The sequence below is a fragment of the Mesobacillus maritimus genome, assembly GCF_023715205.1.
GTDB classification, from domain to species: Bacteria; Bacillota; Bacilli; order Bacillales; family Cytobacillaceae; genus Mesobacillus_B; species Mesobacillus_B maritimus_C.
In genome coordinates this window covers 44,137-71,082 of sequence record NZ_JAMBNR010000002.1, presented here as the reverse complement: position 1 = coordinate 71,082, position 26,946 = coordinate 44,137, and the positions used below count along the sequence as shown (strand labels likewise).

Here is a 26,946-nt window from a genome sequence, read left to right as displayed (position 1 = left end):
GAATATTCATGAAAAAAAATATTATGAAGCTTTTTATACTGCTTTTCCTATTGCTCGCTTTTTCGTCCCCTGCGTTTGCAGACGTTTCTGTAGGCGACCAAATTATCACTTTAGGGGAGAACTTAACCGAAGAGCAAAAAGAACAGATTTTATCCGAGTTAGGATCCACTGAAAACACTCAAATCATCACCGTCTCAAATGAAGAAGAAGTCAACTATCTCGGTAACCTATTGCCCCGAGCCACAATTGGAACAAAAGCGATTTCTTCTTCCTCGATCACATACACAGAAGCCGAAAGTGGCCTGGATGTTAGCACCAACAATATCAACTGGGTGACGGATGAAATGTATTTAAATGCATTAATTACCGCTGGCGTAAAAGATGCAAACATTGAAGTCACCGCTCCGTTTACGGTCTCAGGTACTGCCGCTTTAACGGGCTTAATGAAGGCGTATGAAGTTTCAAGTGGGGAAGTCATTCCCGAAGAAGTCAAAGAAGCCGCGAACGAAGAAATGATTCAAACTGCGAAGCTTGGCGATCAAATCGGCGCCGAAAATGCTTCTGCTTTATTTACGAAAATCAAAGAAAGCATCGCAAAAAAACCGCCACAAACTGATGCTGAATTGCGCGAAATTATTTTACAAGCAGCCGAGGATCTCGGTCTTACCTTAACAGATGAACAAATCCAGATATTAATGGATGTGTTTAATAAACTAAAAAAATTGGATATTGATTGGAATCAAGTCGGCGACCAGATCAATCAAGCAAAAGACAAAATCAGCAAATACCTCGAGTCTGAAGAAGGCCAGAACCTATTAGAAAGAATGAAGCAATTCTTCATTAGTTTATTTGAAGCTCTAAAAAGTCTATTTAGTTAAAACGACGAAAACCTCCCTGATTTAAGAGAGGTTTTTGTTTATGTTCTTTAGCGAACACTGGATTATTGTAAAATCACACCCGCAAAATCCCCATTCAACTGTTGACCAGTACTAGAAATACACTTGAAACCTTCACTCCATTCCAATTTTCAAAGAACCAGGTTGTCCAATCTCCCCATAATTGTTACAGTATACATACTGCCAAAATAAACCATCACCGTATCAAAACTTCTTTAAAAAGATCAACCTCCAGTGTAGACATTCAGATTTCCTTAATCGTTGTATAAGTATAGGGGGAGGACAGACGATGAAAAAAGAAAATACACTTGCCTCCTATCTGATCCAATTGGGAGAGGAAGTGTTCCGTCTATTACGTGCGAAAGGAGCGAGTAAAGAAGATGCGGAAGATATCATTCAAAATACGTTTTACAAAGTGTATACGTTGTTGGATGATTTAACTGCAAGCAATATCCGACCGTGGTTTTTTCGAGTGGCTCTCAATGAATACATCGATTATAAACGAAAAAAAGAACAGCAAAACATTCGCTTAAGCGATGCAATATACGCCAAGCTGCAACAAACCGATTGCGAGTTTGAGGCCATTTTAAATCGAGATGAGATTTTTTATTTATTAAAAGACATCAACCCAGAATACAAAGAAATCTACTATTTAAAGTATTATTATGATTTTTCCTATGAAGAAATTGCGGTGATTTTAGATTTAAAAGAAAACAGTGTAAAGCAAAAATTGTACCGTGCGCGGAAAACTATTCACGCCAAGATTGGAGGAAAGCGGTCATGGACAGTTCGTTAAATAAAGCTTTAAAAAAAGCAAAACGAAAACAATTCCTAAAAATCGTTCTCATTAGCATCATCGTCGTCCTCATTCTGTTACCAATTCTCTATAAAACTGGGAATTATTTTGCTGCCAAAAGCTCAAATAGACTTCACGAAGTATTGTATTTGTATCATCAAGTCGCCCAACCCAATATCCAAATTGACTCGCGCGTAACGAGTAACTCCTCAACATTTGGTGGCAACATTGTGACAAATCGTTCGAAAAATATTCATGGCTATTTAGTACAATGGAGTACACTTACAAGTTCCTATGATTGGTTTGGCATCAATATTGATTACAATGAGTTAACCCCAGGATTTTATTGGTCAGATAACGAGTTTTATGAGTATGATAAACAAACGAAAAACAAAGTGGCGACTTTTTATCATCCAAGCATTCAAGAATATCATGATGGTGTTCAAAATGAACTAACCGAAATTTCGCAAATGAAAAATTACCTTGCCGAAGTGGCGATTTCTTTCGATCAGCCATATACCTATCAAGAAATTGAAACAAAGATCCCTGATGATTTAAACATCGCCTGGTTGTATATGACTTCGCCAATTGTCGATGAAAGTAAGGGACCTTCGGGTACGAATGTTTATGGTTTCCATCCAGGTGATTCACCGAAAGAAGCTTATGACACATTTATGAAAGACCTAGATACCTATGACCCCAAAGGGCATAACGACACCATTCAACAATTTTTAAAGAGTAATAAAAATAATCCTTTTGATGAAGTGAAAATCCTCGGAGTTATGCTTACCGGCCAAACGGAAAACTTTAAAACCTTAGAAAACCAAGACTTTATTCGCGGTGCCTCTGTGGGCGTTACTGCGGAAATCGTACCGTATATTCAACCAGAAAAATAGCCTAGTACCCAAAGACTCTTAAACAATACATTAGTCCCAAGGTTTCATAGCTCAAATGTCCCGCGAACAATCACACATTCTTGGTTCAACGTTTTTCCCAAATTCAAATTTTAACCCTCTACAAATGACTGTAGAGGGTTTTTCTGATAGTCTCATTTATTGTAAAAAAGGTATAATTGCGTTCTGGTATAACTAGAGTTCATCATTTACATTAGTAGAAGGACGTTTTTTCTGAGGAATAGGAGGCAGCTCATTTACAGAGACCACATCATTCGCCTTTTTGACAGGTTTTTTCCAATATTGCTCGTTATTTGGTAGGTCATCAAACCATGCTGCCGTAGGTGGACAGTCTAGAATCATGAACTTTCCATATTCATTATCACGTGATTGGTGATATTTAAGATAGGCCTTTCCATTCTCGATTGCGAGGATTTCAATTTTACCAGATGTATGACTCATCACTAATTTAACCCGTTTCCCAAGGCCTGACGATTTCCCCTTCGCAACCTCAACGATACGGTATACTTGTTCTAGCGGTAAAACAAATGAAGCGTTTCCTGCAACAGGCCGATTAATAAAGAAATAATAAGGTGTAACTCCAGCCCAGGATAGTTTATCTAACAGTTCACCTAAAACAGCCGGATCATCGTTAATCCCCTTCAGAACAGGAGTCTGATTGACTACGATTACACCCGCTTCATGAAGTGCTTCAATCGCTTTACGTGACTGAGGAGTAATTTCCCTTGGATGATTAATATGAGCCATTACATAGATTCTCTTGTTCACAGTAGAATGCTCTTTTAATAGAGCTAATAGTTCTTCGTCTTCATAAATTCGCATAGGATTAAAAACAGGCATTTTGGAGCCAATCCTAATAATCTGCACATGGTCAATATCTCGTAATTGTTCAAGGACCCAGCGTAATTTAGGGGTGCCAAGAATCAGTGGATCTCCTCCGGTCAGAAGAACATTATTAATTTCAGGAGTGTTTCTAATATATTCAAGCCCCTCGGTGATATCCGACATTGCCTCTTTTACATCTGAGCGAAACAATCGTTTTCGAAAACAGTATCGACAGTATGCCCCACAAACTTCAGAAACCAATAGAAGAGCGGTTGTCGAGTATTTATGCTGGCACCCTTTCACGACATAATTTGTATCCTCGTCTGATGCATCCCATCTACCGTATTCTAATAGTTCCTCTGAAGATGGAATCACTAGCTTGCGTAGTGGGTCTTTTGGATCTGACCAGTCGATCAGATTTAAATAATATTCATTTATCCGAAAAACAAACTTTTTCGTGACATCTTCCAGTACTTTCTTTTCCTCTTCACTCAAATTCTGTATTTTACTTATATTTGTTATATATTTAGGGTTTGACATATTGATTAAAACCTCCCAGAAGAAATTGGATCCTCTTCAGGCGAACCTTGACAGAATGCTCATTTCCCCTATTCTTGATCATCCGAAGTCCTTTTTTTTCTATATAAATATTTGGAGTATAATAACGGATTTAAGAAAGCTTGATGAAATGTTTCTTGATCATAAGCCTTCATTAGGGAGACCTTTGCGGATTTAGAATTCGGCTCAATAAACCAAATCTCCCCTTCTTCATCGATCCCAAAATCGATTCCTATTTCTCCAAACTTGCCATAAACCTTTTCTAACGACTCATAAATGCTATATAGAAATTGATGAACCCTTTCCATTAATTTCGTTACATCCTCATCGGAAAAATATAAGAACTCTTTAAAAAACTCCTCAATCGGATAAGCTGATGAATGAATCGTAATCGGTGAGTTGCTTTTCCCAATTCTTGCACATACCCCAACAATCGTAAGCTCGCCTTCCCCATTTCGTTGTAACTCCGCGCGAAAATCAACCTTACTCCCATTGAATTGAATTAAATTGATCGTTTTCTGGATGATAAAATTCCTACTTTTGTAAAATTTCCGAATTTTATTGATTAATTCTTCCCAACTATCTACTTGCTCCCTAACCATTTTATTAACAAAATAGCTATATTCGAACTTCCCTTCTGGCTTCTTGCGAACACGGTAAATCCATCTTCCCCGTCCTCCACGTACTCCTTTTAAATAGGCTTCATTTCTCAGTTTCAAAAAATCCTTCAAATCACTTTCGTCTTGATACATGACTGAATAAGGGAGATATTGGCTCACCTCAGCCATTTGACTTAGTTCTTGGTAAACCTCCCATTTATTAAAATAAGAGTGGGTGTTAATCTTAATAACTTTGTGTTGATCGAGAATATCCTCAATATGTTCAACGATAAACTTAGACGCTCCCCCACCAGCACGTCGATTATAGAGAATATCAGGTAATGGGAAATATTCTTGCTTCCATTGATTTGTCTCAACATCAAAACTCGTTCCCAAAATAAGATTTTGCTTAAAATCAAAGTTTTTAATGGAGAAGTAATATAGAGTAACCTCTGCTTCGACACTCGCTTTAGCCATTTCAAGAATTCTTTGGTAACTTCTGAAGTTCGTTTTCTGCTTATTCAATCTTAAGATGACTGAATGATCAATAAATACACCTACTATCGGACGATTTAAAGGCATCATTCGTTTCTGGCCCTCCCTTTACTCATAGATAAGGTAGGATACTGATGTAAGAACCCCACAGGAACCTTTCTTGATAACATCTGTTTACTTTTTAAATTTTGGCTCTGATAAGCCTTGATACCTGGTTAAAATCAACATTGTTCTTTAACACAGCCTAATTTATAAAGGTGTTTACCTAATCTGTATTATTTGATAGATTGGACTCATTACTTTTCCTGGCCTCATCCCGTAGACTTCGAATTCTATGGTAAAGAGTCTTATCCGGCAGGAGTTTGAAATTACCACGAATGAGCGGTTGATTATTCACTTCATAAATCCAAACCTGCTTTTCCTTGTCCAACCCGATATCAACTGCAAATTCCAAGTTTTTTGGATAAATAGGACTAACAACTTTTACAGCTTGTAAAATACAATCATTCAGTCTTTCTAATACTTCTGATTGCTCTTCGTTATCGTAACCAAGCAAATCAGTAAATAATGTCTCTAAAGGCGTTGGTGTTCCTCCAATGTGAGAGGTTGTAACAAAATTCCCAAGTTCACCTACCCTCGCACAGATCCCGCCAATGACCCACTCTCCATTAATTCGAAGGGCATGGCATCTTAAGTCAAAATTGCGACCGTCATTCGTTACACTTTTTATTTCTTGCTGAACGACGTACCGCCTACCAGCAGTCAACTCCTTGACCTCGGACCATAATTTGTTGAAATGATCAAATTTATGTTGTTTCCCTTTAATAATGCTGCGAAGAAGATAGGCACTTGGCCCCTCCTGTTCAACACGAATGATCCCCCGAGATTTCCTGCCTCGGTCCGGCTTAAGATATACCTTTTTATACTTTCTGATCATATCCGTGAAATTTTTTTTTGTAAGAAGTTCAGTAGCAGGAAAGTATTTCATGGTTTCCGGATGACTCTGGAGAACATAACCAACTGTTAATTTACTTTTAACTTGATGTCTTTTAATCGGCATTCAATCACCTGCTTTTACCATTTTTACTACGCCTTTTGTTCCCACGAATCCATTTCTTGGCTTCAAGATATTTTTGATACGATTCTTTATTGTTCACTTTATCGATGCCCTTACAGCCTGGTTTGGTATTTGCCTCGATAAACCATACCTTCCCTTGTTTATCGATTCCCAAGTCTAAACCAACCACCAAAAAAGGAAAGCGCGCCCCCAAAACATTTACATTTGATGAGATAGATCAACTATTTCACGAATCATATTCATTGGATTTAATTTTTGATCACAATTTTTCAAGACTTGCACCATTGGAAATTCAGTATTCCCCCTAGCTACATTTGTGACTACAGCATCCTTCCGCTTTGCCACGATAGCAGACGTAACCGTAAGCCTCCAGATATCCATTGGTTTCTGCATCACCACTCGAATATGAAAAGGGCACCCGTTTACAGTAGCTAAGTCTATTCCCTGTTGAACAAGATAAGATTTCCCCGGAACAAAACGTCTATTTAATTCCTTTACCAGTTCAGGGTAAGAGACTCGTTTATTGGTATTTCCATAGGACAGTTCATATTCAGATTCACTGAGCTGTTTTACCCGGCTAATCCCTATACCTTTTCTCCCTCGATTCGGTTTAACGTAGATCTGGGGATAGGATTCCACCATTCGCTTAAGACTCTTTGTAGAAAACCAATGGAGTTCTGGTACATGATGAGAAAGGAATGAATCCTGTTTTAAGGGGAATGTTTTTTTTATTTTGCTTTTAATAATTTTATGCGCTTTCACTCCCTAACCTCCCAACATTAGAGTCTATGCTTCTACTATTAAAATGATACAGTCCACAAGACTAATTACAGGAAGAAAATCCTTATATACGGGAACTTAGAACTACACCCCATAGAAAGAGGGTGTGGACTTTCACCCGAAAAGTCCCTAATTTATGAAATATAAAATTTACTTTTCTATAAATTAGGTAATCTAATTTGGCTAATGAACTACATCATTATTTAGATAGGCAATACAATAAAGAGAGTAAAAGATATTTGAAAAAGCCAAAGGATGAGTCTCTTCCTCAACCAGCATGCTAGGAAAACAACTATAAGAGAAATAGCCACTACGCATGTACAATAAATAACAATGTTGACAATTAAGGAGAAGCAGTAGATTTGGACGAACAGGATTAATGTGGGTTAGCCAATGGAGTTTATACACCTAATAGCGGGGTCATCAATGGAATTCAACCGCTATTTAAAATCTTCTGTTTACTGAAAGGAGTTAACAATGGATATTCATCAACCGTTTAATGACAAAATGAAAAAAACCTTACCCCTTCTCCATCATCCAGAACTTAAAGAGTATGTACCTATGACAGATTGGTATTCTGAAGAAAAAGCAAAAGAGATGATACGTCAATACTCCAGCCTATTTATTAAGCCGAATGTAGGAAGAATAGGGATTGGGGTCATGCGTTTAAAGAAGCTAGGAGACTCACAGTATGAAATCCACTATCAAGATAAGGCTGAAGTTTTTGAGACACTCGACCAAGCATTAATAGCTTTGAGAGAAAAAATGAATTCATCAAAAAAGTATCTTATCCAACAAGGGATCGAACTTGCGACCGTCCTAGAACGTCCCTTTGATTTTCGAATTGTTATGCATAAAATCAATGGTACATGGAGAAGATCCGCTTGGGCTGCAAAGATTTCACCTCCTAAAATGGTTGTGACCAACAATGCCAGAGGTGGTGTCATTATCACGGCAGAACAGGCATTAGGAACGAATAAAAATAACTTTGATTATAAAAAAGCGCAGACCGACTTAAATGAAGTCAGTATTAAGATCTGTCAGGTCCTTGATTCTCAATTTTCATTTTGTATTGTAGGATTGGATATGGCTGTCGATAAAAACGGTAAAGTATGGTTTATCGAGGCGAATACTACCCCCGATCATAGCATGTTTCGTAAATTAGGAGACCCGCTACTCTATAGAAGACTAAGAAGGAAAGAGCGTCAAATTCGCAGAACTAGCAGGAGATTATTAAAAGAACAAAATGAAAACCAAAAATAGGGTCGACCCCTCAACGATTGAACTATAAAAAATTAGATTCTTATGTTTTTATCTTTCCCTTAATATTTTCAAAAAGGAACCATTGTGTTTAATGGTTTCTTTTTGAAAACATTCTATTAGTTTTCAATAAAGACACCGCTCATTATGGTCTATTTTACATAAAAGCTCTCACTTCTTGTATGTTTCATTGTAACAAAGCAATTCCCAAATTGGTTGTTCATTTTTGAACAAGTGTTCAAGTTAACAAGAGCGATTTAATTGAGTTACATTTAGGAATACATTGGCTGCACAAACTCCATTGATCTTGTTAAGAGTCCAATGGAAGATTACTAATCGCCTTTTTCAAATAACATGTTAAGCTTTTCTTTATCATTTCTCCCAAAATCAGATTAAAACTTTCCGTTCAATCCCCAAATACGGATATTACCCTTTTAACCTCAATATATATTCGGAAATGGAGCATTTCAAAGATAAACACAGTATTTAACGAATAAATGTGCTCTTAAAGTGTTATATGACAGAATCCATCCATTTTCCGTGTTTGAATACACCCGGTTTTTATTGTTACCCTTAAATAGTTGACTACAAATTCATTATGTCAACTTGTTTGCAAAGCTAGTACTTGTGAAAAAACTTACAAAAGGAGTGATAGTATTGAGATCTGATACCTCTAAAGGTAACAATCTCAACGAAGAGTTGAGCGATGATTACTCATTGGATCGTGTTCCTCTTGCCAAAAGAAATATGGGTTGGTTAAGTATTACCAACATTACATTTGGAATTGCAACCGCGATTTTTTATTTCCAAATGGGCAGTGTGATGGCCCTACAATTTGGTGCCATCAATGCGATTATCTCGGCTGTGTATGCCATTATCGTTGCTGGGATTCTCGGAACATTTATAGCCTACTTATCTGCAAAATCAGGAATGAACGTGAACTTATTATCAAGAGGCGGCGGATTTGGCTATATTGGAGCATCATTAACCTCCGTAATTTACGCTACGAATTTTATTATGTACTGCGCACTAGAAGGATTGATTTTAGTCGCTGCAGTCCATGAATTCTTCCCCGTTATCCCTGAATGGGCTTTAATTTTATTCTTCGGGACAATTGTCATTCCATTAAATTGGTTTGGAATCAAGCAATTAGATAAATTGCAAAAGTGGTCCTTGCCTCTGTTTGGCATTTTTTTAATTGCCGCAATTGTTGTCGCCGCTTTCAAACCGTCACTATATGATGGGAGTTTTTGGACGTATATGCCAGAAAACGTTCAAGTTGGAGGGACCGCTCTTTTGCTTTGTATCGGGATGCAGCACGGAATTATGGGTTTAACACCCCTGCTTGCATCGGATTATGCTCGTTTTCTTAAACCAAAAGATATCAAAATTGGAAGTTTCGCCATTGGATTTATCCCGCAAATCTTTTGTTTTGGAGTGATGGGTGGATTAGGCATTTGGTTTGGTGTTCGCCTTGGTGAGCCAAACCCTGGCGTATACATTGTAACGCTTCTTGGAATTTGGGGAGCTTTATTTACGATGATCACTCAAGTTCGCATCAATGTGACCAATATTTATAGTGGTTCATTATCGCTTTCGAACTTCTTTGAAAATGTTTTCAACTTTAAACCTGGCCGACGCGTATGGGTTGTCGTAACAGGGGTATCTGCCATCATTTTAATGCTTGGAGACATTGTCAATCACCTTGAAGCCGTACTTACCTTCCAAGGCGTTTTCTTATTATCTTGGGCAGCTGTTTTAGTAAGTGATGCTATATTCGTTAAGAAACTCTTAAAGATTGGCCCAGGCTATTATGAGGCTAGACAAGAGAATCTGCATAAATGGAATCCAGTCGGAGTTGGAGCGTTGCTCATTTCCAGTATTCTCGGAACCATCGCTGCTTTAGGGTTTATGGGAACCTTCCTCCAAAGCACTGCCGCATTCTTTGCAGCGATCCTGGCGAGTATTCTAACGGTTGTCTTGGCCATCATCACAAAAGGAAAATATTATACTAAACAAGAAGCCAAGGATATTGCCAGAGAAGAATATATCGCTTAAATCAAAAAAAATCCTCTACGTACCTAGAGGATTTTTTTTGATTTAATGGATAGAAAGGGGATAGAAATCTCAGACCTCTCCAAAACCTCGTAATCTTCCATCGCGAACAAAAAAGTGCCTCCCCCTTATACTTTATAGATTCGGGAGCAAGCACTATGTCCTGTTCTATTGAGAAAATTCAGGTTCAATCCTACTAAGAAAATCCTCCGCCGCACTATACCCTTGTTGTCGAAGATACCAGTTGTTCGCAGCCGCTTCGATTAAGCCGGCTACATCGCGACCAGGTTGAAGTTGGATTTCCATCGAAGGAATTTTAATTCCCATATAATTGGTGTAAGTTGGTTCTTGCTCTAAGTCATTGTAAAGTGCATCTTTTTCCCATTTTGTTAAATTGATTTCTAGCGCAATTCGGGTTTCATTTTGAAAAGCTTTTTGTCCATATGAGCGAACCACATTTAACAACCCAATGCTTCTTAAAGCTAGGAATTCTTTTGTTTTTTCATCATGCGTCCCTAAAAGCGTTTGTGCACTAAGCTTTTTTAACACAACAAGATCATCTGCCACCAAACGATGTCCCCGACCAATTAACGTGTGAGCGGTTTCACTTTTACCAACTCCCGAATCACCACGAAGCAAAATCCCAATCCCGAATACATTGACACATACCCCATGCACGGTCATCTCCGGTGCCAATTCTTTGACCATAAAAGCATCCAGTCTTACGATGAAATCCGTTGTCACAACCGGTTCTCTCGTCGTGAGAAGGGGAATGTTTTGCTCAATACAATGCTGAATTAAATCATCCCATACTTCCCCTCCCGCCGTAACAATGAAACACGGGGGCCGATATTGGACAATATTCCCTAACCGGATTTTCCGTTCTTCTGTGCTGAGCTTTTGTAAAAACGTCATTTCTTTTCTGCCGAGAATTTGGACTCGTTCGGTCGGAAAAAAATCAAAATGCCCTACAAATTCCAAGCCTGGCCGATGCACTCGTGGTTGTTTAATTTCTTTTTGTAATTGTGTCTCCCCCACCAATACTTTTAAAGTAAATTTACGAGCTAACTGTTCGATCGTTAATTGTTTCATTTTCCCTCCATTTGTTTTCTTTCCTATTCTATTTATAAATTATACAAGAAAAATCGGAAAGTTCCACCAAATCAAAAAGATTATAACTACCTCTGCAACACAATCATAGTTTCATAAATTTATTTAGAAAAAATAAATAAAGCGGTTGCAATTTTGACTATTTCAATTATAATAACTTGTATACAAGTATACACGTATACTTGAATATCGAATTTAAAGGTGAATTTTTATGACCGAATCGAAAGATTTTTTATATCCGCAAAAATGGCTTTCGAAAGCATCCGCAGGAGACCGTGTCGCCTACGAGCTGAGAATGCGCATTATTTCAGGGTTGATTGAAAACGGTACCATCCTTTCGGAAAACAAGTTAGCAGCGGACTTTGAATGCAGTCGCTCTCCCGTTCGGGAAGCATTGAAAACCTTATCATCTGAAAATATCATTCGCCTCGAACGAATGGGCGCAGTTGTGATTGGGATTTCCGAAAAAGAGATTCAAGAAATTTACGATGTCCGTTTGATGATAGAAACGTTCGTATTTGAACGACTCGTTCGCATGGACACAACCGAATTGGCAATGGAACTCAGCAAAATTCTAGAAATGATGAAAGTGGCCATCAAATATCAAGATGCCGATGAATTTGCTTATCAAGACGTCTTGTTCCACGAAACCATCATTCGCAGTATTGATCATTCTTATATTGAAATGATCTGGAATAATCTAAAACCCGTAATGGAAGGCTTCATACTTTTATCGATGCGTGTCCGCTTTAAAGAAAACTACGAAGACCTTACACGGATTGTTAAAAACCATGAATTATATATTGATGCAATCAAAGCAAAAGACCGAAACCTCATGATTCAGTCATTACACCAAAACTTTGATGATGTTCAAGGCAAAGTGGATGACTTATGGAGGTCCCAACAAATGCTATCGACAGGAGTTGAGCAACAAGATGACTAGCTATATGTTAGGAATTGACATCGGTACCACCAGTACAAAAGCGGTGTTATTTAATGAACAAGGAAAAAACATTCAAACGGAAAACATTGGTTACCCGCTCTACACACCAGATATCTCATCAGCAGAACAAGACCCAGAAGAGATTTTCCAAGCGGTGCTCCAAGCTATTTCCAATATCACGAAACAACATCCAGATAAAAACATCATGTTTGTTTCGTTTAGCAGTGCGATGCACAGTGTGATTGCAATGGATGAAAACGACCAACCGCTTACACCTGTGATCACATGGGCTGACAATCGCAGCGAAGCGTGGGCGCATAAAATAAAAGTAGAGTTAAACGGCCATGAAGTGTATAAACGAACCGGAACACCGATTCACCCAATGTCCCCGCTTAGCAAAATTGCTTGGATTGTTCATGACCGTCCCGAAATAGCGGCGAAAACGAAAAAATACATTGGCATCAAAGAATACATTTTCAAAAAGTTCTTTGACCAATATGTTGTCGATTATTCGCTCGCGTCATGCATGGGAATGATGAATCTCCAGAATTTAGACTGGGACGAAGAAGCGTTAATCATTGCAGGGATCACACCGGAACAATTATCTGAACTTGTACCGACCACAAAAGTATTTCGCAACTGCAATCCGCAATTAGCCAACCAAGTGGGAATTGATCCTCAAACACCTTTTGTGATTGGAGCTAGTGATGGTGTCCTTTCCAACCTTGGAGTAAATGCGATTAAAAAAGGTGAAGTGGCTGTTACGATTGGGACAAGCGGTGCGATTCGTACCATTATCGACAAGCCCCAAACCGATGAGAAAGGTAGAATCTTCTGTTATGCGTTAACGGAAAATCATTGGGTAATTGGTGGCCCGGTCAACAATGGCGGCATGGTCCTTCGCTGGATTCGCGATGAATTTGCCTCAGCAGAAGTCGAAACAGCGAAACGACTAGGAATCGACCCTTACGATGTGTTAACAAAAATTGCGGAACGTGTTCGCCCTGGTGCCGATGGGCTGCTATTCCACCCCTACCTTGCCGGTGAACGAGCGCCATTATGGAACCCAGATGTACGTGGCTCTTTCTTTGGCTTAACGTTATCGCATAAAAAAGAACATATGATTCGCGCTGCACTAGAAGGCGTTATCTACAATTTATATACCGTATTTTTAGCGTTAACAGAATGCATGGATGGTCCGGTCACCCGCATTCAAGCAACAGGAGGGTTTGCGCGGTCTGAACTATGGCGGCAAATGATGGCAGACATCTTTGATTCGGAAGTTGTTGTGCCAGAAAGCTATGAAAGTTCATGCTTGGGAGCATGCATTTTAGGTTTATATGCCACCGGGAAAATTGAGTCATTTGAGGTGGTTTCGGATATGGTCGGCAGTACTTTCAACCATAAACCGAAGGAAGAAGCAACAGCTGAATATAAAAAATTACTCCCAATTTTTATCAGCTTGTCGCGAGTATTAGAAGACGATTACACAAAGATTGCAAACTATCAAAGAAGTTTAATTAAAAACAACTAGGAGGAACTCACCATGCCATTAGTTATTGTTGCAATTGGAATTTTGGCCTTATTAGTTTTAATCATGGGCTTAAAATTAAACACATTTATTTCCCTGATCATTGTATCATTCGGGGTTGCGTTAGCTCTTGGAATGCCTGTAGATGGAATTGTCAAAACAATTGAAGCTGGATTAGGCGGAACGCTTGGTCACTTGGCATTAATCTTCGGACTTGGCGCGATGTTAGGAAAATTAATCGCTGATGCAGGGGGCGCGCAGCGTATTGCGATGACCCTCGTCAACAAATTTGGTGAAAAAAATATCCAATGGGCCGTCGTGGCTGCTTCATTTATCATTGGTATTGCGTTATTCTTTGAAGTTGGACTAGTGTTATTAATTCCAATCGTATTTGCGATTTCGAAACAATTAAAAATCTCGATCCTATATCTCGGAATTCCTATGGTAGCGGCGTTATCTGTTACTCATGGCTTCTTGCCACCTCACCCAGGACCAACCGTTATTGCCGGAGAATATGGCGCTAACATTGGGGAAGTATTGCTTTACGGTATGATTGTCGCAATCCCAACAGTCATCCTTGCTGGGCCTGTATTCACAAAGATTGCGAAAAAATTGGTACCGGCTTCATTTACAAAATCTGGTGATATTGCTTCATTAGGAAAACAAAAAGAATTTAAGTTAGAAGAAACACCTAGCTTTGGCATCAGTGTTTTTACCGCTCTACTTCCTGTTATTTTAATGTCAATCGCAACGATTATCACTTTGCTGCAAAAATTGATGGGCTTTGAGGATAATAGTTTCCTAGCAGCCATTCGCTTTATTGGAGATGCTGGGACGGCGATGTTGATTTCCTTATTAGTGGCTGTTTATACAATGGGAATTGCAAGAAAGATTCCAATAAAAACTGTAATGGACTCATGTACAAATGCTATTACAAGTATTGGGATGATGCTATTAATTATTGGTGGCGGCGGTGCCTTCAAACAAGTATTGATTGATGGTGGTGTCGGTGACTATGTAGCCGAATTATTTAGTGGAACTACCCTTTCCCCTATCCTGCTTGCTTGGATTATTGCAGCGATCCTACGGATTTCATTAGGATCTGCTACAGTTGCTGCGTTAACAACAGCTGGACTCGTGATTCCAATGTTAGGACAAACAGACGTGAACCTTGCTTTAGTTGTCCTTGCAACAGGTGCTGGTAGTGTCATCGCTTCTCACGTGAACGACGCTGGTTTCTGGATGTTCAAAGAATACTTCGGATTAACGATGAAAGAAACCTTTGCGACATGGACCTTACTTGAAACGATTATATCTGTTGCTGGATTAGGCATGATTTTATTACTCAGTTTGTTTGTGTAAGCCATTACAAATCAACCCCTTCACTTTTGTGAAGGGGTTTTTTTACCGTGATCTAGCACTTCAAGTAAATATACGAACCAGAATTATCCCTTAATGTTGAAGGTATTTTCTTGTGAAATTACGACCCAAAGATAGACCTGAAACAAGAGAACACTCAAAATCCCCTACCAATAGTCGATTCATCGTAATAATATTCAAGTATTTGACGATTAATTTGGGCACTATATATTTTTTGAACGAAAAACCGAAAAAAAGCATTCATTATTTTTACCAAAGAGGTATCACCACTTTCATCTCCTTACCCTGCCCAGATTCACCGTAAATGCCTACCATATCATCTATCTGCTATACTAACGTCATAGATTAATAATAAACACACCAACTATAAAAAAATGATAAAATATCCTTCTTTTCCGCAGTACACAAATTTTTAGTAACAGGGGGGCATAAACGTGAATTCACTTGGTCCATTAGAGACGTTTCAATTTGAGTTAATTGAAAATACTGATGAAAACAAAAAATTCCGCTCAGTTTTAAAATACATCACAGCGGGAAAAGACTTACAGGCGATTGACCTTTTGAAAGATCTATATCTACTGAATCAAGAATCTTCATTTGGAACGAGCATTGCCAATCTGTTGTTTGATCTTTCTTTCAGCCAAGCACATTGGAAACAAATGGCTCACATCGGTCTCCTTGAGGACGAAAGAGTTGAGATAAGTAATCGTCTACTTGCCAAAGCCTGTCTCAATGCGAAACCCGTGAAATTAACATTTTCAAAGAATCATATGAAGCTGCCAATGGAACTAAGTCTCTCCGGCTGCCCAACCGTTAAAATTGTCATCAATGGAAAACAGAAATCCTTTTGGCTGGATACTGGAGCTGGTATGTCAGTTATTTCCTGTTCAATAGCTAAAGAATGCCAGATCCCTATTTTTAGAGAACAAGAGATGGTTGTTGGAAACTCAACCAATAAAAAGATTGCGACCGATTTAGCATTTATTAATACCCTTGACATGGGCCACCTTCGCATCCATAATCTACCTTCCTTGGTCATTGCGGATGATTCGTTAACCTTTCAATTTCCTCACAGTAATGAAGTAATGGTGATTGACGGAATTATTGGCTGGGATGTTCTTCAACATCTCTATCTAGAAATAGACTACAAACAGAGGGAAGTGGTGATACAAATGCCAATCCCCGCCGACAATAAAGCAAATAATCTCTTCTTTTGTGGTGCACCAATTGTAAAAGTGAAAAGCGAGGAACGTGACCCTTTGTATTTTGGGTTAGACACCGGGGCGAATCAAACTCATTTCGGTCACCCCCTTCTTTCAAAAATCAAGGATCCTGTAATTGAGAAAAAGACGTTGTATGCCGGTGGCCTTGGGGATCTAAAAGAAAGGGAATTAGAAACACTTGAATATTTATCCCTCCAAGTGAATCCCAACCAGAACATCGAGTTTCATAATCTCCGAATCATGCTTTCCAACTTTTGTACTTTTTTTAAACTGGATGGTGTTATTGGAAGTGATATTGCACGGAATGGACGCTTGATCATTGATTATTTTAATAGAAGTTTTGCGGTTATTTTGTAAGCTAATAAACTGTGACCACATCACTCCAACCGACAAAATATGGTAAACTATTAATTGTCTCGTTAAACTGAAAAAAGGAGAGAATCATATATGTTAAAAAAACTCGCTTCAGATGCACTAGGTTTATCTGATATCGGAAAAATTATCGAACCACAGGATTATGACAAAACCGATGCGGATGATTATGTTCGCCACGAAGACAACGAAAAGATTTATTTTTTGATTAAAACAAAAGCAGATGAATATTGCTTTACAAATTTAGCAATCATCCATGTGGATGGCGAAAACGCGGTTTCTTCCAAACGAACACTGAAACGTTATCCTTATTCACATTATAAAATTTCAAACGTTCTACTAGAAACAGCCGGAAGAGTCGATTTAGATATTGAAATTAAATTCCAATTAGGGAATGAAAATTTAAGTATTGATGTGGATAAAAAACAAATAGATAAACTCAATGATCTGTATAAAGCACTTGTTTACATTTCTGAAGTGACTCGCGAAAACGATACAATGCTCGAATTGGCCAATCAAAGCCTTGATAAAGCCGTTACCGTCCTACATAACGCCAGAACCAATGAGACCCAACTTGCGGATCAATATAAACAATTAACGGAATTTGGCTTCCAATGGTTAGAGTCTGCATTTCATCAATATCACCAAAAAGACTTTGGCGAGGTATATGAGAAGTACATCAATAACTAGTAGGAAGAAAAAAGCAATCATTGGTGTTCTTTTCTCTCTATTATTAATGGTTCTCATTATCACTGTTTTCCCGAAGTTAAAGAGTACTCAAAACACCCAACTGCTCTCCGAAACAGAAGGAACCCTTTACTACCTTGAACGAGTCGATGGTGTTAAAACACTTTTTAAAGCAGATACCAATCTAGAAAACAAAACAGTTGTATACAGCCATAAAGGGAAAGGCAAGGATAGTACTGGGGACTACAACGACAATATTCTAGATTTTTATTATAACCAGGTAGAAAAGACCTTTCATTTTATCGCAATGAATAACGGCGCTTGGAGTATGTTTTCCTTAAAAGAAGGAGAAACACAACCAACTTTGCTTAAAGAGGATGTAATGGAAATGAGCACTGATTATATAAAAACTCACTTCAAACAGCAAACGGTTGTTGCCAAGAAAGGCTCCCTTTATTTAACGGAGAATAATGAAGAAAGCTTGCTACTGAAATTCAAAGGCATTTATGACCCAAAATGGACTGGGTACAACCCAATCGGTTTCTCACCGAATGGAAACTATCTAGTCTACACTTCGATGGAGCACCTAACACCGATTGGTACAATCATCGACGGCTTCTTAACAGATTCTTTTGGCCATACCTATATCATGGACTTGTCCACGAAGAAAAGCACCAGATTCGTTGATAGTTATGAAATTCAATGGGTAGTGGAGTAGCTTCCTTTTTCCTCCACAATAACGAAAACGCTGTTGAAACACACTTCAACAGCGTTTTATTATCTCTTTCCCTCTAATTTTTCCTTTAACTTGTGAAAGTTTTCAATCTCATCTGGCAGTTGTTTCTGTTGTGCTAGAGCTATTCCCCTTTGAATTGATTCAGCCGCTCGTTCAAATAAATTCGCTTTTATTTGAGCATCTGCCAGTGTATACCAGTAGAACCACGCATCCATCGCTCCAATTTTATTTTTATAAAAATTTTCAATAACAGGATAATAGCTAGCAAAACGCTCTTCATTGAAAACAAATTTTTTCCCATCCCACATAAGCACGTCGACAAAATAAGTATTGGCAATGTACCGTTGCCAGACGGCAAGACTCACTTTGTCATTCCCTAATAGTTCCAACATGTGATATGGAATTTCTGCGATTTTTTTCAATGCATGACCATGATAATGATAAATCTGAAGCTGATTTCCTGCGGATGCACCAATGGCTATGCCAAAGAGAAATTCTTTTTTTCCATCTCCCGTAAGATCAGCAAAACCTGAGTAAGGTAACCCTACTCCCTGAGTCTGTGTTTCCCAAACCTTTTCCCAGCCCTCTTTGTTTTTTCTTAATAGGATCACACCGTATTGCGAAGGGTTTGGTTGGTCTGCTGCTTTCATTTTAAAAGTGACGATCAACTCGTTTTGTCCGTCTTGATCGAAATCATAAAACTGATAAGATTTCGTTCCTTTCGGTGCTTCAGGATAGACGAGTTGTGCATTTGGTGGTAGGAACGTTTTTAATACCGCGTTCATTTCATCTTGTGTTTGATTTTCTGCGAAACTAGAGACTGAAAAAGATAAGCTTTCAATCAATAGGTAAATGAGGGTTATAAAAATAGTCTTTCTCACGAATAATCCCCTTCTCTAAACGTCATTAGGGATTATTGTTTCCTTATTCAAAAGACAGTACTCTTTTACTTAATCCTAAAAAAGGCATCCCCCAATTTTAGGATAACTATTTTTCAATATGGCCAGAAGAAGACAGACAGCCGCGTACTAACTACTTGCCACACTCCCCTGCTCCTGAACCTTCTCCTTCAACATCAGCACACCAATCAAGCCCAAGCTTGAGAACAAAACTGGAGTGATAAAGCCAAAATAGTAGCCATCGCCGATGCTCCCAGTAGCAGACTGAGAATAATCCAACAACAAACCGAAAATGCTCGGCAGCAAGACTGCACTTAAAAATCCTCCTGTGTTTGCGAACCCAGAAGCAATCCCGGATTCGTGAAGCGGAAATGACTGCCGTACAGACGCGAACGTTAAAGCATTGGCCCCGTATGCAAGACCAATCACGAAGAAAAGGATGGTCAGAAAGAGAACGGGTGGATTTGCATCGGTCACAAGAAAAGTCGACCAACATAACACAATCAAAGCATGCACGACGATATATGGTTTTTTAATCATTCCCAATCTGCTGGAAATCCAACCTGCTAGCGGCGCCCCGATGAGCGCTCCCACCAAGCCAACCAACACGAGCTGACTTGCATTGGTACGAGTCATACCATAAAGATTCATCCCATACGGAACCGCCCAGGAACCGATGAATCCGACATACGTTCCGACAAGTCCAAAATGACATAAAAACAACGCCCATGCTTGACGACTAGAAACAATCTTTCGCAAAAGAACCGTTGTTTTCTCCCGTTTCATTTCCCTTCTTTCAAAAAGAGGTTGGTTCGTTTTTTTAACAAGAACATAATAAAGGACGGCCGCACACAAACATAATAAAACACCGGTTGAAAAGAAAGCAGGACGCCAGCCAAGATAATCAATATAAGCTGCAAACGGCACAGTCGCTACCAGAAACCCAAGACTTCCCGTCATTGCCGCCACTCCAATAAACCGAGAAAATTCTTTTGCACTAAACCAACGGCTCAAGATCAACACCAAGTTGACCCAGATGGTCGCATCACCAATGCCCGTTAAGATTCTCGCAATAAACAGCACTACTTCATGTGTGCCAAGACTGTAAATAATCGTGCCAATCCCCGTCAGAAACGATCCAATAATCAGAAAAAAATTAGGCCCAAACCGATCCGCCAACAGCCCCATCGGGATTTGCAAACCTGTATAAACCAAAAATTGCATACTCGCCAGCAACCCAATCGTCGCCGCACTCACCTGAAAATCCCGCATCACTTCATTCGTAATCAGCCCCGGAGCAGTCCGCTGACTCGACATAAACAAATATGTAAACAACACACACCCAAAAACAACCCACCGAAACCGGGAACCCTGCTTCTCCAATCCACACTCTCCCATTCGCTTTTACACCATATATATGGAATATTTCGTTAGAATAGTAACTCTATTTCTGTGGAACATTTTCTGTGAAACAAGACCTTTCGGGGCGCCTTGTTACTCAAACTCCTGTACATAATTTTTCATGATAGTACAGTCTTTGATTTTCGCTATTTTCCCTGTATAGTACAGTCATACAATCAAGGGAGTGTTTTTTATGTTTATTAAACTTTCAAAAGATCAACAGCAACTTATGATTTCTGAGATTCAATCTTTCTTTTCACAAGAAAGAGATGAAGAGATCACTGAATTTGCTGCAGAAAGAGTATTAGATTTTGTAAAAAAGTCTCTTGCTCCTCATTTTTATAACGCAGCGGTCCTAGATGCTAGGCATGTTGTTGAACAACAATTTGCTTCACTTGAAGAGGAAATCTTGACTCTTGAGCGTCCAATTAAAAACAAATAAATCATGATGAGTGAATCTATACGTAGATTCACTCTCCTTGTAACCAAATTGGCTTCAGCAAGAGTGTTTTCTATTAATATTGCCAGATAGATTAGGTCGTCACTGTGAACTCTAATTGAGTGACCCTACCTTTTTCATGATTTAAGAGATACACTTCAGGGTTCCGAAGATTTTTCCATTCTTCGAATCCAAACTCTTGATTAAAATGCTTTAACAGCAATGACATCAGATTTCCATGTGTCACAATAATCGTATTCTGGTGGTCATCGGTGTTTATCACGTCATCAACCACTTCAACAATTCGGTTCATTGCTTCGCGACTAGATTCACCATCATCATATTTCAAGTCCAAATCTTCGAAGCTTGCTTCCAACTTTTCCAGCCAATCAGGCAGGTTTTTCGTGCTAAGAACCCGTTCTGTTAAGCGGTCGTCCAGCTCAATTTCAACATTCACCTTCGTTGCAAATGGCTGCATCGTATCGATTGCCCGTTTATACGGACTAGTAATGATTCGATCAATTTTCTTATCAGCAAAGAATGCCGCTAACTCATTAGCCTGTTGAAGGCCTTTTTCCGTTAAACGGGCTTCAGGTGGCTGCCCTTGTGCTTCACAATGCCTAACAATATAAATATTTTCCAATGAATCCCTCTCCCATTTTAGATGCTTTTAATGCCTATCCATTATTCCCCTATAAATCCAGTTGGATTGATTTTTTCAAGAAATCAATTGCTTCAATTAACCCAACTATCCCTATTAAGAAAACTTCTTTCTTAAAATTGTTCGTTCCCAAAACCACAATTCCTTCTGTTCCATAACGTTTATTATAGAAACAGAATAGCATTCTCTTCATTCATCATATAACCTAAACTTCTATTTTTAAAAGGACCCTTAATTTATGTACAATCCTGGACCAAAATGAACACATAAAGGGGCGAAACCACATTATTTGGTTCGCCCCTTATAGCCAACTTTATTAACATTACTATACAATATCCCTACACTTTACGATCTTGTCCCCAACTCTCTATACTCTGCTGCTGCAGTAAACACCACGTCGGTGGATGAATTAAGTGCGGTTTCAACCGAGTCCTGTAAAACACCAATGATAAAGCCGACCCCAACAATTTGCATCGCCACTTCATTCGGAATTCCAAAAAGACTTGCCGCTAACGGAATCAACAGCAACGACCCACCAGCAACCCCAGAGGCACCACAAGCACTCACTGCTGCCAAAACACTAAGAATAATCGCGGTCGGAATGTCCACAGGAATTTCCAAAGTATAAACTGCTGCAAGAGTCAATACCGTAATTGTGACCGCCGCGCCTGCCATATTGATGGTGGCTCCTAATGGAATGGACACTGAATAAGAATCTTTGTTCAAGCCTAACTTCTCACATAATCGCATATTCACGGGAATGTTTGCTGCCGAGCTTCGCGTGAAGAATGCGGTCATTCCACTTTCTTTAATTGCCGTCCATACAAGTGGATATGGATTTCGGCGCGCTGTTACAAATACAAGCAATGGGTTTACCACAAGGGCCACAAAGAACATACACCCTAGTAAAACTGCAAGCAGTTTCCCATAACCCAATAATGAATCGAGACCGCTTGTTGTGATCGATTCAATCACAAGTCCCATAATTCCAAACGGCGCCAGCTTGATTACCCATGTAACCATTTTTGAAATACCTTCGGAAACATTGGAAATAACCATTTTCGTTGAATCCGACGCACTTCTTAACGCAAAACCAAGCACAAGCCCCCAGGCCAATATTCCAATGTAATTCGCATTCGCGATTGCATTAAATGGATTATCCACAACATTTAGCAATAATGTTTTCAGAACCTCAACTACCCCACCAGGAGGTGTTAAATCTTCTGCACCTGAGGCAAGCGTTAACTGAACCGGAAATAAGAAGCTCGCAATTACCGCAACAAGTGCCGCTAAAAAAGTCCCTGATAAATAAAGAATAACAACCGTTTTCATATTCGTTTTCTGTCCACGTTTATGTTGAACAATCGCCGCCATAACTAAGAAAAATACAAGAATCGGAGCAATCCCTTTTAACGCACCCACAAACAATGATCCTAAGATGACAATTGGTTTTGCAGCATCCGGAACCGTAACCGCTAATATAATCCCTACAATCAATCCGATTAAGATTTGTTTTACTAAACTCAGTCGATTCCACATTCCCCATATGCTTTTCATCTATCATTCCCCCAAATATTGTGTGATGTCTGGATCGTTATAAAACTAGCATGAAAAGGTCCATCTTTTTCCCTGTCTCTAGCATATTAACTACCCTTTAGTCCTCTGTAAAAACACAACTGTCTTTTATTGATAGACCTGATTATATAGATTATTTTGTCATTTTACAATAGTAAAATATTATCTCCTGAAAAATTTAATTTCCCATCTTCCGTTAAAAATAGATTGAACTATTTTTTTAATAGTCTGGGAGTTTCATATACGAAAATAGCGTTGTGGTTTTATAATAGAGTAAAGAATTAAATGAGGTGTAAGTAAGAATGATGACAAAATGGTCAGACAGACTTCCTGCCGTTCAGTTTCGAATCGCCCGCCCAACGGATCAATTAACGAAAATGGTCGAGTTTTACCATGACGGACTGGGTCTAGAAGTCGTAGGTTCTTTTGAAAAACATGACGGCTACGATGGGGTGATGCTCGGACTTCCTGGTACCAGCTATCACCTAGAATTTACCCAGCATGAAAACGGCAGCCCTTGCCCTGCCCCTACTGAAGATAATTTACTTGTCTTTTACATTCCGGACAAAGAAAAACGCGATTGCATCGCAGCGCACCTTGCAGAAATGGGTTATACAGAGGTTAAGCCTGAAAATCCTTATTGGGAAAAAAACGGAATAACCATAGCGGATCCTGATGGGTGGAGGATTGTCTTACAGAATACGAATGGAATATAAAAACCGACATGAAAATGTTCTAATTCTATTTCGTATAATGGAATACCAACAGAGTATGTTTTCATTTTTTATATTGGAGGAGCCATGATGGGAAAAAAATCATTCATTGCCGCACTCTGTATCGGATTATTGTTTGGATTAGCACTATTTATTTTCCAATCAATGAAACCTACGACCTCACCGATTCCCACCACTTCCCTAGAAACAAACATTTGTGAAAAAATAAAGGCGCAATTTGGCGATTGCAAACGAATTCTTTTGGTTGATACGGATTCTGATTTAGCATTCGCCGAGACTAGTTCAGGGATCGTCCCGGTATGGTTAAATGAAGAGTTAACTGATCTTAAAAAAGTCATCACGCCGATGATGGATTTTCAAGAATTTAAAGAAGAAAGAGGAGACAGAGGCCCTATTGACTGGCGGGCCAATGTGGATGATGATTTCTCGGTTATCTACGGATTTGCTGAAGATGCTGCAAAAACAATCGTGATAAACAATGCAGACAATGTCCAGCCCAACCGTTTTTACGTTCGCGAGGACATGTATGTTTGGTATGCAACATTCCACGAAAAAGTTCCCTTACCCGTCGAAACAACAGTATTTGATGAAATTGGGCAAATCCTTTCTGGAGAAAGAGAATAAATTGTAACTTCATTCCATGGTATTTTACTACCAGTTAATGCGGGATAATTTTAATCTTACTAGAAGTGCTAACGTCACTTCTAGTATTCTATTTATTTTAGGTCCCACTCTCTTTGCCAATAATCATCAGGGGCTTGAAAAACAGTCGACCATAAATTAATCGAAACGCTTAATAAAACACTTAAAGCACCCAAAAATAGAACACTTGCAATAAGAATCTTGGCTAGCTGTTTTTTTATGGTACCTTCCTTGTTCTGAATCCAACGAATCCATGCTCGCACATAAAACCATAACAAAAGCAGCGCAATCACCATCGGAATAAGCGCCAACACAATATGGTCAACATAACGGAGAACAAGCACAAGCGTAGGATTCCAACCGCGCTCTTCAAATATCTCATATCCATTGCCAAGAACTGCAACATAACACAGAACCAGGAGCAAAATTAAAAATGGGACAAGTCTCCAAAAAAACCCGTTCAGTACTTCCTTTCCGGTTTGTTTCGGCTGTTTTTTCCCTTTCTTTCGTGTCTTCCCCATCTAACCCCTTCTTTCTCTCTAATGCTTTCCTTAGCTTTTCTTCACTATATTCACACAACCTCACAAACCTTAAGCTTTTTGATTAATCACCTCTTGGATCACCTCAGCTGCTGCCACCGCACCGCCTGATTGTTGATAGCTTTCCGAGAGTTTCTGAGCGTTTACCCGATAGTATGAATTCTCAAGAACCTCTTCCACTGATTCTGCCAAGTTTTTTGGCTTGGTTTTGTTCAGCATGATGCCCGCACCGAGTTCAGCCACTCGGTTTGCTACCATTCGTTCTTCACCATGCAATGGCATTAACACCATTGGCACTGCATAATACAAACTCTCATTCACACTATTCATGCCACAATGCGTGATAAAGACATTTGCTTTCCGTAAAACAGCTAACTGGTCCACTAGCTTCTCCACAGTAAAATTGCCAGGGAACGGACCGAACGAAGACAGGTCCGTCTTCTCTCCCACCGACATGATGACTTCATAACCTTCTTTGTCTCCAAATGCCTGCAAACAGTTTTGATAAAAGTTGTTGTTTGGGTTAAGAACAGTCCCTAAAGAAATATAAATGACGCTTTTATCGCCTTTACCGCTATTCTCCTTACAAGGTCCCGTTCCTCGCACAATCGAAGAACCGACGAACCGAACTTTTTTAGAAAACGTTTCTACCATAGGCTGAAATTCTTTTGTTGTATAGACAATAGTATGAGTTTCATTGTCATTTTGAATCAACGAAACAAAGTTTTCCACCTCATACCCATAAGATTGCAAAAGTTGCATTTTATTCTTGATTCGGGGCATTCCGAAAATCATTCCAAAAATTTCTTTTACCCCACGTTTCATCAACTTCGCCGTATGTTTGTTAAAAGCAAAGGTGGTAGTCGAACAAATAGCCTTGATTCCTAATTTCTTCGCAATAAGTTTCCCCCAAAAGCAAACCGAATCATAAACAATACAATCAGGTTGAATTCCCATTAATTCCGCACATACTTTTTCATCTAAACGAATGGTTGTATCGGCAACCATTTCAATCAAAGCGGCAAAGTCTTTCCCTACTTTTCGTTCCAACTCTTTTTGATCAATAGGTGGTAAATAAGCATCACATGAAATAAACGTCGCCCCAGCTTTTTCAATTTTTTCTTGAAATTCATTGAAACTATAATACCAAACGTCATGACCAGCGTTGACTAGCTTAGAAACAACAGGAAGTGTCGGGTTTGTATGTCCATGGGCAGGAATCGAAAAGAAAACAATTTTACTCATTGTTTGACTCCTCTTCAGGTTCTGCTTTCCGAATCATTTCGGCAAACTCGAGAAAACTTTCACTTTTTAATATCGCAATCCCTTTCGTCACGTCTTCGCCCAACACCACGAGCTTATCGCCAGCCTGAATCTGATACAGCTCCCTCGCTTCCTTTGGGATGACAATTTGTCCTCGTTCGCCCACTTTCACAACACCAAAAAATTGTTTTCCTTTCGGCCCAATCTGCATCAACTCTTCTTCACTCAGCTCTCCAGTGAACTGATCCAATGATACTTGGAAAAGATCGGCCATCCTTTTGCTTTTTTGAATGTCGGGCAAAGCTTCACCATTTTCCCATTTTGTGATCGTCTGCCGCGATACATCAATTTTCTCAGCCAGTACTTCCTGGCTCATTTTATTTCGTTTCCGTAAAATACGGATATTCATTCCAATCATATCTTCAACTCCTTATCTAAACTATAGATAAGATTAAACTTAAGGTCTATCAACTTTATGAAACATTTTTTGTAAAAATTAGTGGCATTCGGACGTTTTTGATAAAGTAAAAGGAAGGAAGATTAAGATTGAAGGGA

27 protein-coding genes and 1 pseudogene are annotated in these 26,946 nt (G+C 39.1%); 14 read left to right on the top strand and 14 right to left on the bottom strand.

Annotated elements, in window-relative coordinates; translation table 11 throughout:
- The first annotated feature begins 8 nt into the window (after positions 1-8).
- From M3182_RS02735 to M3182_RS02725, 3 genes are all read left to right on the top strand, one after another.
- Positions 9-878 (top strand): DUF1002 domain-containing protein, encoded by an 870-nt coding sequence (locus tag M3182_RS02735; RefSeq protein WP_251556148.1) that lies wholly within the window; start codon positions 9-11, stop codon positions 876-878.
- Positions 879-1,185: 307 nt separating this feature from the next.
- Positions 1,186-1,692, top strand: a complete 507-nt coding sequence (locus tag M3182_RS02730; protein WP_251556146.1) for an RNA polymerase sigma factor — start codon at positions 1,186-1,188, stop codon at positions 1,690-1,692.
- Positions 1,677-2,588 carry a sigma factor regulator N-terminal domain-containing protein gene (locus M3182_RS02725; protein WP_251435441.1) on the top strand — a complete coding sequence of 304 codons (912 nt, stop codon included), beginning with the start codon at positions 1,677-1,679 and terminating at the stop codon, positions 2,586-2,588. The genes M3182_RS02730 and M3182_RS02725 overlap by 16 nt, the downstream gene beginning before the upstream one ends.
- Positions 2,589-2,780: 192 nt before the next feature.
- Here the strand turns inward: M3182_RS02725 and M3182_RS02720 are convergent.
- The 5 genes and pseudogenes from M3182_RS02720 to M3182_RS02700 all read right to left on the bottom strand — a co-directional run.
- Positions 2,781-3,980, bottom strand: a pseudogene (locus M3182_RS02720) (KamA family radical SAM protein); the annotation flags it as partial.
- Between the two features lie 59 nt (positions 3,981-4,039).
- Positions 4,040-5,173 (bottom strand): YheC/YheD family endospore coat-associated protein, encoded by a 1,134-nt coding sequence (locus M3182_RS02715; protein WP_251556140.1) that lies wholly within the window; start codon positions 5,171-5,173, stop codon positions 4,040-4,042.
- A 175-nt stretch (positions 5,174-5,348) separates the two neighbouring features.
- Positions 5,349-6,143, bottom strand: a complete 795-nt coding sequence (locus tag M3182_RS02710) for a YheC/YheD family protein (RefSeq protein WP_251435450.1) — start codon at positions 6,141-6,143, stop codon at positions 5,349-5,351.
- A gap of 4 nt (positions 6,144-6,147) precedes the next feature.
- Positions 6,148-6,330: a YheC/YheD family protein gene (locus M3182_RS02705; RefSeq protein ID WP_349775416.1), complete on the bottom strand. Its 183-nt coding sequence runs from the start codon at positions 6,328-6,330 to the stop codon at positions 6,148-6,150.
- Between the two features lie 29 nt (positions 6,331-6,359).
- The gene (locus M3182_RS02700) at positions 6,360-6,923 is read right to left on the bottom strand and encodes a YheC/YheD family protein (protein WP_251556136.1); all 564 of its coding nucleotides are present in this window, start codon (positions 6,921-6,923) and stop codon (positions 6,360-6,362) included.
- A 495-nt stretch (positions 6,924-7,418) separates the two neighbouring features.
- Between M3182_RS02700 and M3182_RS02695 the strand changes: the two genes are divergently transcribed.
- Complete coding sequence (locus M3182_RS02695) at positions 7,419-8,204, top strand: YheC/YheD family protein (protein WP_251556134.1); 786 nt, start codon at positions 7,419-7,421, stop codon at positions 8,202-8,204.
- 654 nt (positions 8,205-8,858) lie between these two features.
- The gene (locus tag M3182_RS02690) at positions 8,859-10,259 is read left to right on the top strand and encodes a purine-cytosine permease family protein (protein WP_251435464.1); all 1,401 of its coding nucleotides are present in this window, start codon (positions 8,859-8,861) and stop codon (positions 10,257-10,259) included.
- Between the two features lie 165 nt (positions 10,260-10,424).
- Here M3182_RS02690 and hprK read toward each other — a convergent pair whose 3' ends face one another.
- A complete protein-coding gene (gene hprK, locus M3182_RS02685; protein ID WP_251435467.1) occupies positions 10,425-11,348 on the bottom strand; it encodes an HPr(Ser) kinase/phosphatase in 924 nt (307 codons plus the stop codon).
- A 229-nt stretch (positions 11,349-11,577) separates the two neighbouring features.
- Here hprK and M3182_RS02680 point away from each other — a divergent pair, with 229 nt between their 5' ends.
- From M3182_RS02680 to M3182_RS02655, 6 genes are all read left to right on the top strand, one after another.
- Positions 11,578-12,309, top strand: coding sequence for a GntR family transcriptional regulator (locus M3182_RS02680; RefSeq protein ID WP_251435470.1), 732 nt, complete (start codon positions 11,578-11,580; stop codon positions 12,307-12,309).
- Entirely contained in the window at positions 12,302-13,843 is a 1,542-nt protein-coding gene (gene gntK / locus M3182_RS02675) for a gluconokinase (protein ID WP_251435473.1), read from the top strand. The genes M3182_RS02680 and gntK overlap by 8 nt, the downstream gene beginning before the upstream one ends.
- 12 nt (positions 13,844-13,855) lie before the next feature.
- Positions 13,856-15,202, top strand: a complete 1,347-nt coding sequence (locus M3182_RS02670) for a GntP family permease (RefSeq protein ID WP_251435476.1) — start codon at positions 13,856-13,858, stop codon at positions 15,200-15,202.
- 452 nt (positions 15,203-15,654) lie between these two features.
- Positions 15,655-16,800, top strand: a complete 1,146-nt coding sequence (locus tag M3182_RS02665; RefSeq protein ID WP_251435479.1) for a retropepsin-like aspartic protease — start codon at positions 15,655-15,657, stop codon at positions 16,798-16,800.
- A 90-nt stretch (positions 16,801-16,890) separates the two neighbouring features.
- The gene (locus M3182_RS02660; RefSeq protein WP_251435482.1) at positions 16,891-17,505 is read left to right on the top strand and encodes a PH domain-containing protein; all 615 of its coding nucleotides are present in this window, start codon (positions 16,891-16,893) and stop codon (positions 17,503-17,505) included.
- On the top strand, positions 17,483-18,220 hold the full coding sequence (locus tag M3182_RS02655) for a hypothetical protein (RefSeq protein WP_251435485.1): 738 nt from the start codon (positions 17,483-17,485) through the stop codon (positions 18,218-18,220). Before M3182_RS02660 ends, M3182_RS02655 begins: the two co-directional genes overlap by 23 nt.
- A 59-nt stretch (positions 18,221-18,279) precedes the next feature.
- On the opposite strand, the gene M3182_RS02650 is transcribed toward M3182_RS02655, so the two are convergent.
- Together M3182_RS02650 and M3182_RS02645 are read right to left on the bottom strand one after the other, a co-directional pair.
- A complete protein-coding gene (locus tag M3182_RS02650) occupies positions 18,280-19,119 on the bottom strand; it encodes an FG-GAP repeat domain-containing protein (protein WP_251435488.1) in 840 nt (279 codons plus the stop codon).
- 147 nt (positions 19,120-19,266) lie between these two features.
- Complete coding sequence (locus M3182_RS02645) at positions 19,267-20,520, bottom strand: MFS transporter (RefSeq protein WP_251435491.1); 1,254 nt, start codon at positions 20,518-20,520, stop codon at positions 19,267-19,269.
- A gap of 211 nt (positions 20,521-20,731) precedes the next feature.
- Here M3182_RS02645 and M3182_RS02640 point away from each other — a divergent pair, with 211 nt between their 5' ends.
- On the top strand, positions 20,732-20,980 hold the full coding sequence (locus M3182_RS02640) for a DUF2164 domain-containing protein (RefSeq protein WP_251435495.1): 249 nt from the start codon (positions 20,732-20,734) through the stop codon (positions 20,978-20,980).
- A gap of 91 nt (positions 20,981-21,071) precedes the next feature.
- On the opposite strand, the gene M3182_RS02635 is transcribed toward M3182_RS02640, so the two are convergent.
- From M3182_RS02635 to sstT, 3 genes are all read right to left on the bottom strand, one after another.
- Positions 21,072-21,620, bottom strand: coding sequence for a histidine phosphatase family protein (locus M3182_RS02635; RefSeq protein WP_251435498.1), 549 nt, complete (start codon positions 21,618-21,620; stop codon positions 21,072-21,074).
- 49 nt (positions 21,621-21,669) lie between these two features.
- Positions 21,670-21,831, bottom strand: a complete 162-nt coding sequence (locus tag M3182_RS02630) for a hypothetical protein (RefSeq protein ID WP_251435501.1) — start codon at positions 21,829-21,831, stop codon at positions 21,670-21,672.
- Between the two features lie 152 nt (positions 21,832-21,983).
- Entirely contained in the window at positions 21,984-23,195 is a 1,212-nt protein-coding gene (gene sstT, locus M3182_RS02625) for a serine/threonine transporter SstT (RefSeq protein WP_251435504.1), read from the bottom strand.
- Positions 23,196-23,518: 323 nt separating this feature from the next.
- Between sstT and M3182_RS02620 the strand changes: the two genes are divergently transcribed.
- Entirely contained in the window at positions 23,519-23,929 is a 411-nt protein-coding gene (locus M3182_RS02620; protein WP_251557072.1) for a VOC family protein, read from the top strand.
- An 87-nt stretch (positions 23,930-24,016) separates the two neighbouring features.
- On the top strand, positions 24,017-24,571 hold the full coding sequence (locus M3182_RS02615) for a hypothetical protein (RefSeq protein WP_251556132.1): 555 nt from the start codon (positions 24,017-24,019) through the stop codon (positions 24,569-24,571).
- A 92-nt stretch (positions 24,572-24,663) separates the two neighbouring features.
- Here the strand turns inward: M3182_RS02615 and M3182_RS02610 are convergent, their stop codons facing one another.
- The 3 genes from M3182_RS02610 to M3182_RS02600 form a co-directional block, all read right to left on the bottom strand.
- Positions 24,664-25,110 (bottom strand): hypothetical protein, encoded by a 447-nt coding sequence (locus tag M3182_RS02610; protein WP_251556119.1) that lies wholly within the window; start codon positions 25,108-25,110, stop codon positions 24,664-24,666.
- 69 nt (positions 25,111-25,179) lie between these two features.
- Positions 25,180-26,373, bottom strand: coding sequence for a macrolide family glycosyltransferase (locus tag M3182_RS02605; RefSeq protein ID WP_251556113.1), 1,194 nt, complete (start codon positions 26,371-26,373; stop codon positions 25,180-25,182).
- Positions 26,366-26,809: a helix-turn-helix domain-containing protein gene (locus M3182_RS02600; protein ID WP_251556111.1), complete on the bottom strand. Its 444-nt coding sequence runs from the start codon at positions 26,807-26,809 to the stop codon at positions 26,366-26,368. Before M3182_RS02600 ends, M3182_RS02605 begins: the two co-directional genes overlap by 8 nt.
- Between the last annotated feature and the right edge of the window lie 137 nt (positions 26,810-26,946).

Excerpts from the sequence above, each read along its gene's own strand:
- M3182_RS02735 (WP_251556148.1), top strand. The coding sequence starts at position 9 with ATGAAAAAAAATATTATGAAGCTTTTTATACTGCTTTTCCTATTGCTC.
- M3182_RS02730 (WP_251556146.1), top strand. The coding sequence starts at position 1,186 with ATGAAAAAAGAAAATACACTTGCCTCCTATCTGATCCAATTGGGAGAG.
- M3182_RS02725 (WP_251435441.1), top strand. The coding sequence starts at position 1,677 with ATGGACAGTTCGTTAAATAAAGCTTTAAAAAAAGCAAAACGAAAACAA.
- M3182_RS02715 (WP_251556140.1), bottom strand. The coding sequence starts at position 5,173 with ATGATGCCTTTAAATCGTCCGATAGTAGGTGTATTTATTGATCATTCA.
- M3182_RS02710 (WP_251435450.1), bottom strand. The coding sequence starts at position 6,143 with ATGCCGATTAAAAGACATCAAGTTAAAAGTAAATTAACAGTTGGTTAT.
- M3182_RS02695 (WP_251556134.1), top strand. The coding sequence starts at position 7,419 with ATGGATATTCATCAACCGTTTAATGACAAAATGAAAAAAACCTTACCC.
- hprK (WP_251435467.1), bottom strand. The coding sequence starts at position 11,348 with ATGAAACAATTAACGATCGAACAGTTAGCTCGTAAATTTACTTTAAAA.
- M3182_RS02680 (WP_251435470.1), top strand. The coding sequence starts at position 11,578 with ATGACCGAATCGAAAGATTTTTTATATCCGCAAAAATGGCTTTCGAAA.
- gntK (WP_251435473.1), top strand. The coding sequence starts at position 12,302 with ATGACTAGCTATATGTTAGGAATTGACATCGGTACCACCAGTACAAAA.
- M3182_RS02670 (WP_251435476.1), top strand. The coding sequence starts at position 13,856 with ATGCCATTAGTTATTGTTGCAATTGGAATTTTGGCCTTATTAGTTTTA.
- M3182_RS02660 (WP_251435482.1), top strand. The coding sequence starts at position 16,891 with ATGTTAAAAAAACTCGCTTCAGATGCACTAGGTTTATCTGATATCGGA.
- M3182_RS02655 (WP_251435485.1), top strand. The coding sequence starts at position 17,483 with ATGAGAAGTACATCAATAACTAGTAGGAAGAAAAAAGCAATCATTGGT.
- M3182_RS02640 (WP_251435495.1), top strand. The coding sequence starts at position 20,732 with ATGTTTATTAAACTTTCAAAAGATCAACAGCAACTTATGATTTCTGAG.
- M3182_RS02630 (WP_251435501.1), bottom strand. The coding sequence starts at position 21,831 with ATGAAGAGAATGCTATTCTGTTTCTATAATAAACGTTATGGAACAGAA.
- sstT (WP_251435504.1), bottom strand. The coding sequence starts at position 23,195 with ATGAAAAGCATATGGGGAATGTGGAATCGACTGAGTTTAGTAAAACAA.
- M3182_RS02620 (WP_251557072.1), top strand. The coding sequence starts at position 23,519 with ATGACAAAATGGTCAGACAGACTTCCTGCCGTTCAGTTTCGAATCGCC.
- M3182_RS02615 (WP_251556132.1), top strand. The coding sequence starts at position 24,017 with ATGGGAAAAAAATCATTCATTGCCGCACTCTGTATCGGATTATTGTTT.
- M3182_RS02610 (WP_251556119.1), bottom strand. The coding sequence starts at position 25,110 with ATGGGGAAGACACGAAAGAAAGGGAAAAAACAGCCGAAACAAACCGGA.
- M3182_RS02605 (WP_251556113.1), bottom strand. The coding sequence starts at position 26,373 with ATGAGTAAAATTGTTTTCTTTTCGATTCCTGCCCATGGACATACAAAC.
- M3182_RS02600 (WP_251556111.1), bottom strand. The coding sequence starts at position 26,809 with ATGATTGGAATGAATATCCGTATTTTACGGAAACGAAATAAAATGAGC.